Here is a 15,003-nt window from a genome sequence, read left to right as displayed (position 1 = left end):
GGTTCCATTTTGGCATCGTGCCGTGAGGCAAAATATCCGCTGACAGCGCCTTGGGAGAGGCATATGTTTGAGGCATGAATGCACCATCCAGACCATTTTCGTCCGAAGAACTTGAACGCTATGCGCGCCATATCGTGCTGCCGGAAATTGGCGGTCCGGGCCAGCAGAAGCTGAAGGCCGCGCGTGTGCTGATCGTAGGCGCAGGCGGGCTTGGCGCGCCTGTGCTGCAATATCTGGCGGCTGCCGGTGTCGGCACGCTCGGCATTGTCGATGACGACACTGTTTCACTATCGAACCTGCAACGACAGGTCATTCACGATACGGAAAGTGTGGGCCAGCCAAAGGTGGAAAGCGCGCTTGCCACTATTGCCCGCATCAACCCGCATGTGAAGGTGGAAGGACACCAGCTTCGCCTCGATGCGGACAACGTCGAAGCCTTGATCGGCAATTATGACGTCTTGGTGGATGGTTCGGACAATTTCACGACGCGCTATATTCTGGCCGATGCTGCTGCCGGAGTGGGAAGACCGCTCGTGACGGGTGCCATGGGCCGTTTTGATGGCACGGTCACCGTGCTGATGCCCTATACGACCGGGCCGGATGGCACACAGAACCCATCTTATCGCGATCTTTTCCCGGAGGCGCCGCCACCTGGAACGGTGCCAACCTGCGCTGAGGCCGGTGTGCTTGGCGTCCTGCCGGGTGTGATCGGCAGCCTGCAGGCGATGGAAGTCATCAAGCTCATTACTGGCATCGGCGAGCCGCTGGTCGGTCGTCTGCTGCTCTATAATGCCCTGAATGTCCGTTTTGAGACCATTCGTTACAAGGCACGCAAAAAGGCTGAGCATGGCACTGACATTAACCCATGAAGAGCGGTCGACAGCCGCAGGCGATCAGGGAGAAGGCGCTGCGATGGCCATGCGCATCGTGGCCGATACTGCAAGATTGATGGGTGCGCCGCGTCTGATCCCTGTTGCATCCGCTCATATTGACGGCGCGCTTTATCACGGCGACAGCGGAACGCTTTTTGCAGAAAAGCTGGTTGAGGGCGGTGCAAAGGTAAAGGTGCGTTCTACGCTCAATGTCGGCTCTATCGATCTGACAGGCTGTTCGCGTAATCTGTTGCCGGCTCACGAGGCCGATATGGCCAAGCGTATGATGCGAGCTTATATCAAGCTCGGCTGCGAGCCGACCTGGACCTGCGCTCCCTATCAGGCCGGGCACAGGCCTGCAAAGGGCACTGATGTCGCCTGGGGTGAATCCAATGCAGTCGTATTCTGCAATTCGGTCCTCGGCGCGCGCACCAATCGCTACGGCGACTTTCTCGATATTGCGTGCGCGATTGCTGGCCGTGCGCCCGATTATGGTTTGCATCAAAGCCAAAACCGTCGCGCCACGGTGGTGATCGATATTTCGGCACTCGATCCGGCTTTCCTGTCCTCAGAAGTGGCCTGGCCCATTCTCGGCAATCTGTTCGGTCGCAGCGTGGGCACGAATATCGGTGTCGTTGCTGGTCATCCTGTCCATCCCGATGAAGACGATCTAAAGGCTTTTGGCGCGGCATCGGCATCGGTTGGCGCAGTCGGTCTGTTCCATATTGCAGGCGTGACGCCCGAGGCTCCCGATCTTGAAACGGCTTTGCAGCACCAGAAGCCGGAGGGCGTCATCAACGTCACGCGAGAAATGATCGAGGCGACGCACAAGCGGCTTTCGACGGTCGAGCGGGTGGATCATATCGACGCTGTTGCCATTGGCAGTCCGCATCTTTCGATAACCGAATTCGACCGCCTGGAGCGCACGATAGCGGAACGCAAGCTCGCAGTGCCGCTTTATGCCTGCACGGGCCGTCATGCGCTGGTCGAACTGGAGAAAGACGGACGCAGGCAGGCGCTTGAAAAAGCAGGCGTCGTCATTGTCGCCGATACATGCGTGGTCGTTACACCCATTTTGCCGCTCAAGGATGATGCCGTCCTGATGACCAATTCAGGAAAGTTCGCCCATTATGCACCCGGCAATACCGGCTATGGCGTGCTTTACGGCTCGCTGGAAGAATGCGTGGAAAGTGCTGTCGCGGGCAGGCCGGTTTTCGGGAGACAGGCGGCATGAGCACAGGGGAAAGTTCCATACTCGTTGCAGGCAAAGGGGCCGATGCTGAGGCGCTGGTTCTCTCTGCGCCGATCAGTTTCTGGGGCGGTGTCGATCCGAAGAGCGGGCGGATTGCCGACGTGCGCCATCCGGAACATGGGCAGAGCATTGCCGGCCGTGTGTTGTGCCTGCCTGGGACCATCGGGTCTTCATCGGCTGCAGCCGTTCTTCTGGAACTGGTCCATAGCGGTCATGCGCCTGCGGCCATTGTCCTGCACGAACCGGATGCGATCCTGCTCCTTGGCCTCATCGTGGCGCGTGAAATGGGGCATGACGTGCCTATCGCCATTGAACTCGACCGCGAAGCGCAAAAGCAATTCGCCGGCCATCGGGTGACGGTCGGCGAGGATGGGGCAATCGGGATCGCTGCTTAATACTGCGTGTTGCGGTCGACGATGTGTTCCAGCGTTCCGTCGCGCTCAAAAGCTTCGATCTGCCGGATGATCTGCGGCACAAGGGCGGTAGCAGATGAGCTTGCCGCCGCATGCGGTGTGATCGTCACACGCGGATGATCCCAGAGCGGGCTGCTGGTTGGCAACGGTTCCTGCGTGAACACATCAAGCGAAGCTGCCGAAAGAAGCCCGCGATCGAGCGCGGCCAGAATATCCGCCTCATTCTGAAGACCGCCGCGTCCGGCATTGATCAGCACCGGAGCACCGAGCGGCCCGTCGCTCTTCAGTTGCGCAAACATCGACATGGAGAGGATACCCTTTGTGTCAGGCGTCAGCGGCAGCAGGCAGACGAATATGTCGGCCGTCTTGAGGAATTTCCCAAAACCGTCCTTGCCATGATAGGTCTGCACGCCATCGATCTCTTGCTGGCGGCGGCTCCAGCCGGTGACATTGAAGCCGAGCAACTTCAGCTTTTCAGCAGCATCGCGCCCGAGCACACCGAGGCCCATGATGCCGACCGTCACCTCGTGCGCGGCTGGCTGGCGGCGATCCTCGTGCCAGACATGATTCTGCTGCTGCTTGCGATAGCGCTGTCCGAGACGGTGATGGTCCAGCACCTGCCAGACGACATATTCCGTCATGCGCATGGTAAGATCGTCGGAGATGATGCGCACCAGCGGCACATCGGGAATCCGGTCATCGCGGAAGACGTGATCGACGCCTGCGCCCAGCGAGAAGATAACCTTCAGATTGGGCAGGTTCTCAAGCGAGCCGGGCTTCTGCTTCCATACGAGCGCATATTTGATGGAAGGATCGTTTTCCGTGCGATCCGTCACCACCGGGCGGTCCGGCGCGTGATCCCGAAACGTCTTCAGCCAGATTTCCGGGTCCCAGTCGGTGATCGCCAGAAGGATATTGCCCTTATCATTGTTTGTCATTGCTTCGTTCCTCCCTCTGTTGCTTCCATGCGGAAGGCTGCCGCCATCAACGCCTTGGTATAATCGGTCTGCGGGTGGGCGAAGACATCCTTCGCCGCGCCATATTCGACTGCCTTGCCGTTACGCATCACCAGCACGTCATTGGCCAGCGCCCGCACCACTTTCAGGTCGTGGCTTATGAAAAGATAAGCGAGATCATGCTTCTTCTGCAATGCGCGTAACAGATCGACCACCTGTGCCTGCACGCTCATATCGAGCGCGGATGTCGGTTCGTCCAGCATGACGAATTTCGGGTTCAACACCATGGCACGTGCAATGGCGACGCGCTGGCGCTGGCCACCGGAAAATTCGTGCGGATAGCGGAAGCGGGTTTCCGGATCGAGATTGACCTCGTTGAGCGCGGCAACGACACGCGCATCGCGTTCGTCTGCCGACAGTTTAGGCTCATGCACCAGAAGCCCTTCGGCGATGATATCCGCGATGGTCATGCGCGGGGAAAGCGAGCCGAACGGGTCCTGAAACACGATCTGCATCTCGCGGCGAAGCGGGCGCATATCCTTGAAGCTGAACTTGGCAATATCGCGCCCGTCGAACCTGATCTCGCCCCTGGATGAAATCATGCGCGACAATGCGAGGCCAAGCGTCGTCTTGCCGGAACCTGATTCGCCGACGACGCCGAGCGTCTGTCCGGCGCGTAAGTTTACGTCGATCCCGTCCACCGCCTTCACATGGTCGACGGTCTTGCGCATGAAGCCCTTCTTGATCGGGAACCAGACGCGGATATCCTTGCCTTCCATTACCGTTTTTGCTGCCGGATCAGCAGCAGGCGGCTCGCCCTTCGGTTCGGCGGCAAGCAGGTGCTTGGTGTAAGGATGCTGCGGGTTTTCGAAAATCTCCTTGGTCGGCCCGGCCTCGACGATCTTGCCCTTGCTCATCACGCAGACCTTGTCGGCGATCTTGCGCACGATACCGAGGTCGTGGGTGATGAAGAGCATCGACATGCCCTGTGCGGCTTTCAACTCGGCGAGCAGCTTCAAGATTTGCGCCTGCACGGTGACATCGAGTGCCGTGGTCGGCTCGTCGGCAATCAGCAGTTTCGGCTTGTTGGCAAGCGCCATGGCGATCATGACGCGCTGGCGCTGCCCGCCGGAAAGCTGGTGCGGGAAGGCCGACAGGCGCTTTTCCGGTTCGCGAATGCCGACTTCGTTCAGAAGTTCCAGCGTCCGCGCCCGTGCGGCCTGCTCCCCCATGCCTTGATGCATTTTCAGGATTTCACCGATCTGCCGCTCCACACTGTGCAGCGGATTGAGCGAGGTCATCGGCTCCTGAAAGATCATGGTGATGTCGTTGCCGCGCACACGGCGCAGTTCCGGCTCCGAAGCCTTCATCAAATCCTTGCCGTTGAAAAGAATTTCTCCGGAAGGATGGCTGGCAGATGGATAGGGCAGCAGCTTGAGGATCGACAAGGCCGAAACGGATTTGCCTGATCCCGATTCGCCGACAAGGGCTACCGTTTCACCTTCGGTAATGTCGAAGGATACACGATCCACGGAAATGCGTTCCTCGCCATTCTGGCGGAAGGCTACAGATAGATCGCGGACGGACAGCAGGATTTTGTTCCCTGATTCGTTCATTGACCCGCTCATTGGCCCACTCATTGAAATGCCTTTCGCGGATCGAAGGCGTCGCGTGTTGCCTCACCGATGAAGATCAGAAGCGACAGCATCAGCGAGATGACCACAAAGCCTGTAATGCCGAGCCAGGGTGCCTGCAGGTTATTCTTGCCTTGTGCGAGCAGTTCGCCCAGCGAAGCTGAACCGGGCGGCAGGCCGAAACCGAGGAAGTCGAGCGAGGTCAGCGTGGTGATAGAACCGTTCAGAATGAAAGGCAGGAAGGTCAGTGTCGCGACCATGGCGTTGGGCAGGAGATGCCGCCACATGATGGTACCGTTCTTCACGCCGAGCGCACGCGCGGCATTCACATATTCGAAGTTTCGGGCCCGCAAAAATTCCGCGCGCACAACACCGACGAAAGCCACCCATGAGAACAGAAGCATGATGCCCAGAAGCACCCAGAAGCCGGGCGGCAATATCGCCGCGATAATCAGCAACAGGTAGAGAACCGGGATCGAGGACCAGATTTCAATGAAGCGCTGGAACAAAAGATCGACCCAGCCACCGAAATAGCCCTGAACTGCACCAGCCGTCACGCCGATGATGGCGGAGAAGAAGGTGAGAATCAGGCCGAACAACACCGAAATGCGAAAGCCGTAGAGTGCGCGTGCGAAGACATCGCGCGCCTGATCGTCGGTGCCGAGCAGATTGAAATTGCCAAAGCGGCAATTGGGATCGCTCACGCCCTGTGGATAGCGCTGGCAGCGTTCTTCCGCCGAATAGAGCCAGAACGGCTTCGACGGCGCTGCTTCCGGTATCTCGTTGTTCACGGTGTTGTAGGAATAGCGGATCGGCGGCCAGATAGCCCAGCCATTATTGTTGATCTCGTCCTGTATCACCGGGTCGCGATAATCGGTAACGGCATAAAAGCCGCCGAATTTCTCTTCCGGATAATCGACGAAAACCGGCATCAGCAGCTCGCCCTTGTAGGAAACGAGGATAGGCCGGTCATTCGCGATGAACTCGGAACAAAGCGCTGCGATGAGCAGGAACAGGAAAATCCACAGCGACCAGTAACCGCGCTTGTTGGCCTTGAAGTTCTGCCAGCGGCGCTTGTTGAGTGGCGACAGAAACGGACGTTTTACCGGCTTTGTGGTTGGGGTGAGGGTGGTGTCGGTCATCACACGTCCCTCCGGTCAAAGTCGATACGCGGATCGATCCACGTATAGGTGAGGTCGGACAGGAGGCCGACCAGAAGGCCGATCAGCGAGAAGATGAAGAGATTGGCGAAGACCACCGGATAATCGCGGTTGATGACCGACTGGTAGCCCAACAGGCCAAGCCCGTCGAGCGAGAAGATGGTCTCGATCAGAAGCGAACCGGTGAAGAAGGCCGATATGAAGGCGCCCGGAAATCCGGCAATCACGATCAGCATCGCATTGCGGAAGACGTGACGATAGAGAACCTGATTCTCGGTCAGCCCCTTGGCGCGGGCCGTGGTCACATATTGCTTGCGGATTTCTTCCAGAAACGAATTCTTGGTGAGAAGCGTCGTGGTGGCAAAGGCGGAGAGCACGAGTGCGGTTACCGGCAGCACCATATGCCACAGATAGTCGCCGATCTTGCCCCAGAACGACATTTGCGCGAAATCGGGTGAGGTGAGGCCGCGCAGCGGGAACCAGTCGAAGAACGAGCCGCCTGCAAACAGCACGATCAGCAGAATCGCGAACAGGAAGCTTGGAATGGCGTAACCGACGATGATGACGGCGCTGGTCCAGGTGTCGAAGCGCGAACCGTCCTTGATAGCCTTGCGAATGCCGAGCGGTATAGAGATCATGTAGGACAGAAAAGTCAGCCACAGGCCGAGCGAAATCGAAACCGGCATCTTTTCCTTGATGAGGTCGATCACGCTGATATCGCGGAAGTAGCTGCGTCCGAAATCGAAACGCAGATAGTTCCACAGCATTTGGCCGAATCGTTCCAGCGGTGGCTTGTCGAAGCCGAACTGCTTTTCCAGATCGGCGATGAATTGCGGGTCCAACCCTTGCGCGCCGCGATATTTGGAATTGATCGAGCCGCTGTCGACGGCACTTTGCCCGAAATCACCACCACCGCCCGAAAGGCGGTCGAGAGCATCGCCGCCTTGGCCGGAAAGCTGCGCGATCACGCGCTCGACTGGACCACCGGGAGCGAACTGAACCACAGCGAAGGAAATAGCCATGATGCCGAAAATCGTCGGGATCATCAGAAGCAGACGGCGGAGAATGTAAGCGCCCATCAGCTCGGTTTTCTCCGCAGGTTCAGGTTTGTCTTATGGCTTGCCAACAGCTTGTGCCTTTTCATTATCTATCCACCACAGCGTCTCGACAGGAAAGCCGTAATCGGGCTTGGGCTCCTTGAAGCCGAACCGGTCCCAATAGGCCGCGAGATGATTCGCTGTCGTCCAATTTGGAATCCAGTCGCGACGGATACGCAAGTACCGATCAAGCGCCCGCATCGTGGCGACGAGTTCTTCACGGCTCGAAACCTTGCCGATATCCGCAATCAGCGCATCGATCAACGGATCTTCCGTGCCAGGAAGATTGTAGCTGCCCGGCACCTTGGCCGATTCGGAGCCGAACATGCCGGCAAGCGATTCCTGTGTCGGCGTGGGGCTGAACTGCAGCGCTATACCCACCATGTCGAACTGGAAATCCTGCATTCGCGCCTGATACTGGCTTGCATCCACCAGACGCTGGCTCGCATCAATGCCAATGGCCCGCAATTTCTGAATGAACGGATTATAGACACGGGTGAAGCCTTCGGAGTTACTCAGAATCTCCAGCGTGAACTTCGATCCGTCCTTGTCGTGGAACTGGCCGTTCTTGCGTTCGAAACCGACCGCCTCCAGCAGTTTGATGGCCTGCGCAAACTGCGCTCGGTCGCGGCCAGTCCCATCCGATACAGGCATGAGTATAGCCTCGCTGAAGACAGCGTCCGGAAGCTTGCCGCGATAGCGTTCAAGGACTTTCAGCTCATCAGGTGTCGGCAGGCCGCTTGCCTGAAAATCTGATCCGTTGAAGCAGGATTGCGAGCGGGCATAAACTTTGTAGAAAAGATGCTCGTTGGTCCATTCGAAGTCGAAGCAGAGCGCAATTGCTTCACGCACGCGCGGATCGCGGAACCGTTCGCGGCGCTGGTTCAGCGCCCATGCCTGCATCAGCGGGCGCTTTTCTCGCGGAAAGGTGCGCTTGATGACCTTTCCCTGCTGTGTGGCCGGGAAATCATAGCCCGTCGCCCAGTTTTTGGAGACGCTCTCCTCGCGGTAATCGATACTGCCTTTCTTGAAGGCTTCGAATTGCGGCTGGCGGTCACGGAAAAACTCGATACGAATGCGGTCGAAATGGTTGAAGCCCTTCTGTGTCGGAAGGTCTTTCGCCCAATAATCCTCGACGCGGTCATATTCGATGAACTGACCGGCGGCGAAGTTCCCGACCTTGTAAGCGCCGGAGCCGAGCACCGGCTGCATGGTTGTCGCTTCGAAATCGCGGTTCTTGAACCAGCTTTCCGACAGGATCGGCACGGTAACGGCATCGAGAATGGCGTTCGGCCCGCGCCCTTCGACGAAGCGCATGCGCACTTCTCGTCTGCCGGTTGCCTCCACCTTTTCCACTCCAGCCAGCGACTGGCGCAGGATCGGATGGCCCTTCTGCTTGATGGTTGTATAGGTGAACAGCACGTCTTTCGCCTCGATCGGCGAGCCGTCGTGAAAGCGCGCTTCCTTGCGAAGCTTGAAGGTGCAGCTGCGGCGGTCTTTCGAAAGCGTCGCATTTTCCGCGATCAGGCCATAGACAGAATCGGGCTCATCCAGCGCCGAAGCCATCAGCGTATCGAATGTCAGTTCCATGCGCGGCGGCGCATCACCCTTGAAGGTGAAGGTATTCAGCGTGTTGAACGTATCGGTATTCTGGTTCCAGACCCAGCTCGACGGCGCGAAATTGAACGTGCCGCCCTTCGGTGCTTCGGGGCTGGCATAGTCGAAATGCGGAAAATCGGGACCGTATTTCAGGTCACCGAAAGCCGAAAGTCCGTGCAGTGCCTTGCCCGTCGGTATGTCGGCAAAGGCCCTTGGCGGCAGGAGGGCCGCAATGGCTGCAGTTCCCGAAAGCCCCAGAAAATGGCGGCGATTCATGCGAAGGATCGTCATTGTCGTCCGGCCCTCATTCACTGCCGGTCTTGAGCTTGGCTTCCTTCGCAGGGTCTATCCACCAGGAGAACGGGTCAATGCCACTGTAATCGGGCTGCTTTTCAGGCATTCCAAATTTATTCCAGTAAGCCACGTTGATTTTGTCATCATACCATTGCGGGATGACGTAGTAGTTCCACAACAAAGCCCGATCGAGCGCGTGGGTCGAGGCGACAAGCTCGTCCCGGTCCTTGGCATAAATCACACGGTCGATCAGCTTGTCGATGGCCGGGTTCTTGATACCGGCATAGTTGCGACTGCCTTTGAAATCGGCGGCTTTGGAGCCCCACATGTCACGCTGCTCATTGCCGGGCGAACTGCTTTGCTGAATGATGGAGGTCACCACATCATAGTCGAAATCGTTGACACGGGCCTGATACTGCGCCGCATCAACGATGCGTACAGTTGCATTGATGCCGATCTTGCGCAGGCTTGCGGCGAATGGATTGTAAATGCGCTCGTCCGTCGGGTCCTTGCCGAGAAATTCGATGGTGAACGGATTGCCCTTGGCATCGACCAGCTTGTTGCCCTGCAATGTCCAGCCTGCTTCCGAGAAGAGTTTCAGCGAAGTACGCAGGTTTTCGCGGGTGGCCTGCGGCGTGTCATAGACCGGCAGCTTGAATTCCTTGGTCAATGCGTCGGCAGGAAGCGCATACTTCACCGTTTCGAGTATCGCCTGTTCCGCTGGTGTCGGTGGGCCGCTCAGTTCCAGTTCATTGCCTGCGAAATAGCTGTTGATGCGCTTGTACTGGTTGAAGAACAGTAGGCGATTCATCGATTCGAAGTCGAAGGCGTAAGTCAGTGCCTGACGCACTTTCGGATCCTTGAACTTGTCGCGGCGCGTGTTCAGAAAATAGCCCTGCATACGTCCGACGGCGTGATAGGGGAACGAGGCCTTTACGACATCGCCACGCTGCACGGCCGGGAAATTATACTGTTCGGCCCAGCGCTGGGCGCGATTCTCGTTACGGTAATCGTACTGTCCGCCTTTCTTGAAGGCTTCCCAGGTCGCATCCTCATTGAAATAATATTCGTAAGCGATGCGGTCGAAGTTGTTGCGCCCGACATTGACGCCCAGATCCTTGCCCCAATAGTCATCGACGCGCGCCCAGGTGATGGAGCGTCCGGGCGTCATGCTGTCGATCTTGTAGGCGGCAGAGCCGAGCGGGATTTCAAGCGTCGGGCGGGTGATGTCGCGCTGCCTGCCCTGTGCATCCTTGCCTTCCCACCAGTGCTTGGGAAGAACGGCAAGCTGCCCCAGAATCTGCGGCAGTTCGCGGTTGCCCTTTTGGCTAAAGGTGAATTTCACCTCATGTTCGCCAGTCTTTTCCGCCTTCTCCACGTCGCCATAGTATTTGTTGTACATCGGCGACTGCTTCTTCAGCACGTCAAATGACCAGATCACGTCATCGACGGTGATCGGTTGGCCGTCATGCCATTTCGCTTTGGGATTGAGCTTGAATTTCACCCAGGAGAAATCGTCAGGATATTGCAGGGCCTCGGCGATCACAGGATATTGGGTGGAGGGCTGATCGACCGAATCCGTCATCAGCGTGTCGTAGAGCATCCCACCGCCGAAGTCGGACAGGCCAGCGGCAGGAACGCCCTGCACCACGAATGGATTGAGACTGTCGAAGGTGCCGACGGCGACCATGTTCAGCGTGCCGCCTTTCGGCGCATCGGGGTTCACATAGTCATAATGTTTGAAATCGGCTGGATATTTGGGCTCGCCAAGCAGGCTGGAGGAATATCGCCATTGGGGTTGCGCGTCATTTGTGCGCCCCATTGAAACCGTGCTCGCAAGCATGGCCACTGCGAACGCACCCGCCCAAAAAGCTCTCATCCAGCCTCTCCGTTCCTGTTTCGGATATATTGGGATGAAGTCTTATGGGTTTTTGCGGAGGAAGAAAGGCATTGGGGCAAGAAATTTGACGCCGGCAAGAAAAAAGCCCGGAGAACCGGGCTTTGATCGTGTTTCTATCTTGTCGGCTTAATTAGCGGGTGCCGGTTCCGCAGGCTTCTGTTCGCCGCCAGCCGGTGCGCTTGACGGTGCGCCTTCTGCGGGCTTTTCGCCTTCGGCAGGCTTTGCATCGCCACCTTCAGCAGGTGCCGCATCAGCGGTCGGCAGTGGAGCCGGATTGTCGGACAGCGTACGCAGATAAGCGATCAGATCGGCGCGTTCATTGTCCTTCTTGTCGCCGGCAAAGCCCATGGCCGTACCCTTGATGAAGCCTTTCGGCGAGGTCAGGAACTTGTTGAGATGTTCAAAATCCCACTTGTTGCCGCCAGCACCGAATTCCTTCATGGCAGCCGAATAGCCGAAACCTTCAACGGAGGCAGCCGGACGGTTCACGACATCCCACAGATGCGGACCAACCTTGTTGGCGCCACCCTTTTCACCGGTATGGCATGCAGCGCAACGCTTGAAGACGGTTTCACCGCGTGCCGGATCGGCAGACTGCAGCAACGTCGCAATGGAAACTTCTTCCTTGGCCGGCGCAGCGCCCCCTTCACCGGTCGAGGCTTCCGCCGCTTCGATGGCAAAGCCCGGCTTTTCAGGCGCAGGCGAGTGAAACAGCGAATCGGACAGGATGCCTGTCGTCATGACAACGAACACCGTTGCCAGAAAAGCCATGATAAACTTGTTAGTCCGGGTTGAATTCATCGCCGGTCAGCGCTCCCTCTACCAAAACGCTCTCCCCGAGAACGCTCTCCTAGCCGGCATGCAAACCTTTAATAAAGGTCGCAATTCTCTCCCCGGCATCGGGCGGAAACTAGGTCTTTTACCAGGGCGATGCAACACCTATAAGGGTGACTAGACCCGTGACTTTTTGACACTTTTGATGCATTTCCAGCATTGGCAAAGCGGGTTACAAGACGTCCGCGACCTATCGATCTCAAGAGGCGATGATGCTTCAGACATTAAAGACACTCACTCTTATCCCGGCGCGCATGGCGTCTACGCGGCTGCCAAACAAGCCGCTCGCCGATATTTGCGGCAAGCCGATGATCGTTCATGTGGCCGATCGTGCAGCGGCTGCAAAGCTGGGCCGGACCGTGGTCGCAACCGACAGCGAAGAGATTTTCTCAGTTGTTACCGCGCATGGCCACGAAGCCATCATGACGCGTGAGGATCATGAATCCGGCTCCGACCGCATCTATGAAGCATCGATGAAAGTCGATCCGGCGGGCGAGTTTGATGCCGTCGTGAATGTTCAGGGCGATCTGCCGACCATCGATCCCGATATTATCCGCCGCGCGCTTCTGCCGCTCGAAGACGGACCCGCCGACATTGCGACGCTTGGCGTCGAAATCGAGGAGGAATCGGAAAAGACCAATCCGAGCGTGGTAAAGATCGTCGGTTCCCCGCTTGCCGGTAACAGCCGCTTGCGCGCGCTTTATTTCACCCGTGCAACTGCGCCCTATGGCGAAGGCCCGCTTTATCACCATATCGGCCTTTACGCCTATCGCCGCGCAGCACTTGAACACTTCGTCAAGCTCGGTCAGTCACCGTTGGAAAAGCGCGAAAAACTCGAACAGTTGCGGGCGCTCGAAGCCGGAATGCGCATCGATGTGGAACTTGTGAGAACGGTGCCGCTCGGCGTCGACACGCAGGCCGATCTTGACCGGGCCCGTCGTCTTGTAGCACAGGGTATCTAATACCAAAACTCGATGAGTTGACTCATCGAGTTTTGGTTAAGCCTGTGCGGCGATTGAGCATTTTCAGGGCGTGATGCGTTAGCATCCCAGCGCCCTGGTATAACGGCCACAATGAGTGGCATTTAAGAAAGCATGGTACGATGAAAACCAACAGGATTTCCTTTCAGGGTGAAGCGGGCGCAAATTCCGATACGGCGTGCCGCAACATGTTTCCCGATATGGAGCCTTTGCCGTGCCCGACTTTTGAGGATGCCTTCAACGCGGTTGAAACTGGCGCTGCCGATCTCGCCATGATCCCGATCGAGAACACGCTGGCCGGTCGCGTCGCCGATATTCATTATCTGCTGCCGCTCGCCGACATGCACATCATTGGCGAATATTTCTTGCCGATCCATTTCCAGCTGATGGTGCTTCCGGGCGTCAAGCGCGAAGAAATCAAGACCGTTCACAGCCATGTCCATGCACTCGGCCAGTGCCGCAACGTCATTCGCCAGAACGGCTGGAAGGGCGTCATCGCGAGTGATACGGCGGGAGCCGCCCGTCTCGTCGCCGATATGAAGGATCGCTCCATGGCGGCATTGGCGCCAAGCCTTGCTGCCGAGCTCTATGGTCTCGATATTCTGGAAGAAAATGTCGAGGATGCGGAAGACAATGTGACTCGCTTCGTTGTTCTGTCCAAGAGCAAGCAGTGGGCGCCGCGTCCCGAAAATGGCGAACGCATCGTGACGACTTTTGTCTTCCGCGTGCGCAACGTCCCGGCTGCGCTCTACAAGGCGCTGGGCGGCTTTGCCACCAATGGCATCAACATGACGAAGCTCGAAAGCTATCAGATCGGCGGGCGTTTCATCGCCACGCAGTTCTATGCCGATGTCGAAGGACATCCGGAGGACCACAATCTCCAGCTCGCGCTGGAAGAACTGCGCTTCTTCACCAAGGAAGTGCGCATTCTCGGCGTTTATCAGGGCAGCGATATTCGCGGCACGCAGTTGCTCGCTGCAGAGTAATTTAGAGAATATCGGGCGGAATCAGTTTTCCGCCCAGGCCTTTATCAGATGGGTTGCGATGGCACCGGATGGCGGCACCCGCAACCCATTTTCATGTGTGCCTTCCAGCATTGTCCGCACTTCGGCCTTTGAGAACCAGCGACCGTCTTCCAGCTCCGAGCGGTCGATAGTGAAGTCGTCGCTCAAAACCTCGGCATGACAGCCGATCATCAGCGAATAGGGAAACGGCCAGGGCTGGCTCGCATGATAGGCGACGCGACCGATTGCCAGTTTCATTTCCTCAAAGCTTTCGCGGCGCACGGCAGCCTCGATCGTTTCGCCATGCTCGATGAAGCCTGCGAGACAGGAATAGGAGCCGGGCGCGAAATGCGGGCTGCGGGCCAGAATGCATTTTTCGCCACGCACCGGCAGCATGATCGCCACCGGATCGGTTCGCGGGAAATGTTCGGCACCGCAGTTCGGGCATTGCCGCTTGGCACCGCCGGCACGCATGTCGGTTTTCGTGCCACAACGTCCACAGAAACGGTGATTGGCATGCCATGCGGTCAGCGCTGCGGCTTGCGCCAGCGCGCCGAGCAGGTCGGCGGATACCAGCCCTTCCGTATAGATGCTGCGATAATCCTGCAGGCGGAAAGGGGCTTCCATCGTCTCGGGGTCGAGCGGTGTCGTCAACGCGACAAGCGGCACGCCGTCCTGAAGTCCGAGCAGAACGGGTTCATTGAGATCGGGCGCAAACTCCTTCGCCTCACCAAGGCGAAACAAGGCGCGCGGCGCTTTTTCATCGGTATAGTCGAGAAGAAGCCTGTTGCCGCCCAGCAGCATGATTCGCGTTTCGGGAAGTTCCAGAGCCGTAAAGGCAGAATCATCCTGTCGCTTTTCGGATTGGCGGTCGATCCGGTTGCCGGAAAATCCGACAGATCGGCTCGGTTCGATTTCCGGCAGGTCATAGAGACGGAAAGTCATATCGATCTCGGAATTGTTGGGGGATTAAAGCGCATCCCGAAAAGTGTGAAACGGTTTTCGGAA

13 protein-coding genes are annotated in these 15,003 nt (G+C 57.7%); 5 read left to right on the top strand and 8 right to left on the bottom strand.

Annotated features, from left to right (window positions below; genetic code table 11):
• Window positions 1-74: 74 nt before the first annotated feature.
• Genes HWX93_RS02890 through HWX93_RS02880 form a run of 3 tightly spaced genes read left to right on the top strand, consistent with a single transcriptional unit; the run spans window position 75 to window position 2,519 of the window.
• Window positions 75-869 carry a molybdopterin-synthase adenylyltransferase MoeB gene (locus HWX93_RS02890; protein ID WP_176036447.1) on the top strand — a complete coding sequence of 265 codons (795 nt, stop codon included), beginning with the start codon at window positions 75-77 and terminating at the stop codon, window positions 867-869.
• Entirely contained in the window at window positions 847-2,106 is a 1,260-nt protein-coding gene (locus tag HWX93_RS02885) for an aconitase X (protein WP_176036446.1), read from the top strand. Before HWX93_RS02890 ends, HWX93_RS02885 begins: the two co-directional genes overlap by 23 nt.
• Window positions 2,103-2,519: an aconitase X swivel domain-containing protein gene (locus HWX93_RS02880; RefSeq protein WP_176036445.1), complete on the top strand. Its 417-nt coding sequence runs from the start codon at window positions 2,103-2,105 to the stop codon at window positions 2,517-2,519. The genes HWX93_RS02885 and HWX93_RS02880 overlap by 4 nt, the downstream gene beginning before the upstream one ends.
• Here HWX93_RS02880 and HWX93_RS02875 read toward each other — a convergent pair.
• From HWX93_RS02875 to HWX93_RS02845, 7 genes are all read right to left on the bottom strand, one after another.
• Complete coding sequence (locus HWX93_RS02875) at window positions 2,516-3,475, bottom strand: 2-hydroxyacid dehydrogenase (protein WP_176036444.1); 960 nt, start codon at window positions 3,473-3,475, stop codon at window positions 2,516-2,518. The two genes, HWX93_RS02880 and HWX93_RS02875, sit on opposite strands and share 4 nt — an antisense overlap.
• Entirely contained in the window at window positions 3,472-5,133 is a 1,662-nt protein-coding gene (locus HWX93_RS02870) for an ABC transporter ATP-binding protein (protein ID WP_176036443.1), read from the bottom strand. The genes HWX93_RS02875 and HWX93_RS02870 overlap by 4 nt, the downstream gene beginning before the upstream one ends.
• Window positions 5,130-6,269: an ABC transporter permease gene (locus tag HWX93_RS02865; protein WP_109987120.1), complete on the bottom strand. Its 1,140-nt coding sequence runs from the start codon at window positions 6,267-6,269 to the stop codon at window positions 5,130-5,132. The genes HWX93_RS02870 and HWX93_RS02865 overlap by 4 nt, the downstream gene beginning before the upstream one ends.
• On the bottom strand, window positions 6,269-7,366 hold the full coding sequence (locus HWX93_RS02860) for a microcin C ABC transporter permease YejB (RefSeq protein ID WP_109987121.1): 1,098 nt from the start codon (window positions 7,364-7,366) through the stop codon (window positions 6,269-6,271). Before HWX93_RS02860 ends, HWX93_RS02865 begins: the two co-directional genes overlap by 1 nt.
• 33 nt (window positions 7,367-7,399) lie before the next feature.
• Window positions 7,400-9,274, bottom strand: coding sequence for an extracellular solute-binding protein (locus HWX93_RS02855; protein WP_176036442.1), 1,875 nt, complete (start codon window positions 9,272-9,274; stop codon window positions 7,400-7,402).
• Window positions 9,275-9,287: 13 nt separating this feature from the next.
• Window positions 9,288-11,156, bottom strand: a complete 1,869-nt coding sequence (locus HWX93_RS02850) for an extracellular solute-binding protein (protein WP_176036441.1) — start codon at window positions 11,154-11,156, stop codon at window positions 9,288-9,290.
• A gap of 147 nt (window positions 11,157-11,303) precedes the next feature.
• Entirely contained in the window at window positions 11,304-11,978 is a 675-nt protein-coding gene (locus HWX93_RS02845; protein ID WP_109987124.1) for a c-type cytochrome, read from the bottom strand.
• 245 nt (window positions 11,979-12,223) lie between these two features.
• Between HWX93_RS02845 and HWX93_RS02840 the strand changes: the two genes are divergently transcribed.
• Window positions 12,224-12,973 (top strand): 3-deoxy-manno-octulosonate cytidylyltransferase, encoded by a 750-nt coding sequence (locus HWX93_RS02840; RefSeq protein ID WP_176036440.1) that lies wholly within the window; start codon window positions 12,224-12,226, stop codon window positions 12,971-12,973.
• A gap of 140 nt (window positions 12,974-13,113) precedes the next feature.
• Entirely contained in the window at window positions 13,114-13,977 is an 864-nt protein-coding gene (locus HWX93_RS02835) for a prephenate dehydratase (protein WP_176036439.1), read from the top strand.
• A 21-nt stretch (window positions 13,978-13,998) separates the two neighbouring features.
• Here HWX93_RS02835 and nudC read toward each other — a convergent pair whose 3' ends face one another.
• Window positions 13,999-14,940, bottom strand: coding sequence for an NAD(+) diphosphatase (gene nudC / locus HWX93_RS02830; protein WP_176036438.1), 942 nt, complete (start codon window positions 14,938-14,940; stop codon window positions 13,999-14,001).
• Window positions 14,941-15,003 lie beyond the last annotated feature (63 nt).

It is taken from the genome of Brucella tritici, assembly GCF_902825325.1.
Lineage (GTDB): Bacteria > Pseudomonadota > Alphaproteobacteria > Rhizobiales > Rhizobiaceae > Brucella.
The sequence above is the reverse complement of the archived record's forward strand: the minus strand, read 5'-3'. Positions and strand labels throughout refer to the sequence as shown.

What these genes read in the sequence shown, in the direction of transcription:
- HWX93_RS02890 (WP_176036447.1), top strand. Translation starts at nt 75, where the DNA reads ATGAATGCACCATCCAGACCATTTTCGTCCGAAGAACTTGAACGCTAT.
- HWX93_RS02885 (WP_176036446.1), top strand. Translation starts at nt 847, where the DNA reads ATGGCACTGACATTAACCCATGAAGAGCGGTCGACAGCCGCAGGCGAT.
- HWX93_RS02880 (WP_176036445.1), top strand. Translation starts at nt 2,103, where the DNA reads ATGAGCACAGGGGAAAGTTCCATACTCGTTGCAGGCAAAGGGGCCGAT.
- HWX93_RS02875 (WP_176036444.1), bottom strand. Translation starts at nt 3,475, where the DNA reads ATGACAAACAATGATAAGGGCAATATCCTTCTGGCGATCACCGACTGG.
- HWX93_RS02870 (WP_176036443.1), bottom strand. Translation starts at nt 5,133, where the DNA reads ATGAGTGGGCCAATGAGCGGGTCAATGAACGAATCAGGGAACAAAATC.
- HWX93_RS02865 (WP_109987120.1), bottom strand. Translation starts at nt 6,269, where the DNA reads ATGACCGACACCACCCTCACCCCAACCACAAAGCCGGTAAAACGTCCG.
- HWX93_RS02860 (WP_109987121.1), bottom strand. Translation starts at nt 7,366, where the DNA reads ATGGGCGCTTACATTCTCCGCCGTCTGCTTCTGATGATCCCGACGATT.
- HWX93_RS02855 (WP_176036442.1), bottom strand. Translation starts at nt 9,274, where the DNA reads ATGACGATCCTTCGCATGAATCGCCGCCATTTTCTGGGGCTTTCGGGA.
- HWX93_RS02850 (WP_176036441.1), bottom strand. Translation starts at nt 11,156, where the DNA reads ATGAGAGCTTTTTGGGCGGGTGCGTTCGCAGTGGCCATGCTTGCGAGC.
- HWX93_RS02845 (WP_109987124.1), bottom strand. Translation starts at nt 11,978, where the DNA reads ATGAATTCAACCCGGACTAACAAGTTTATCATGGCTTTTCTGGCAACG.
- HWX93_RS02840 (WP_176036440.1), top strand. Translation starts at nt 12,224, where the DNA reads ATGCTTCAGACATTAAAGACACTCACTCTTATCCCGGCGCGCATGGCG.
- HWX93_RS02835 (WP_176036439.1), top strand. Translation starts at nt 13,114, where the DNA reads ATGAAAACCAACAGGATTTCCTTTCAGGGTGAAGCGGGCGCAAATTCC.
- nudC (WP_176036438.1), bottom strand. Translation starts at nt 14,940, where the DNA reads ATGACTTTCCGTCTCTATGACCTGCCGGAAATCGAACCGAGCCGATCT.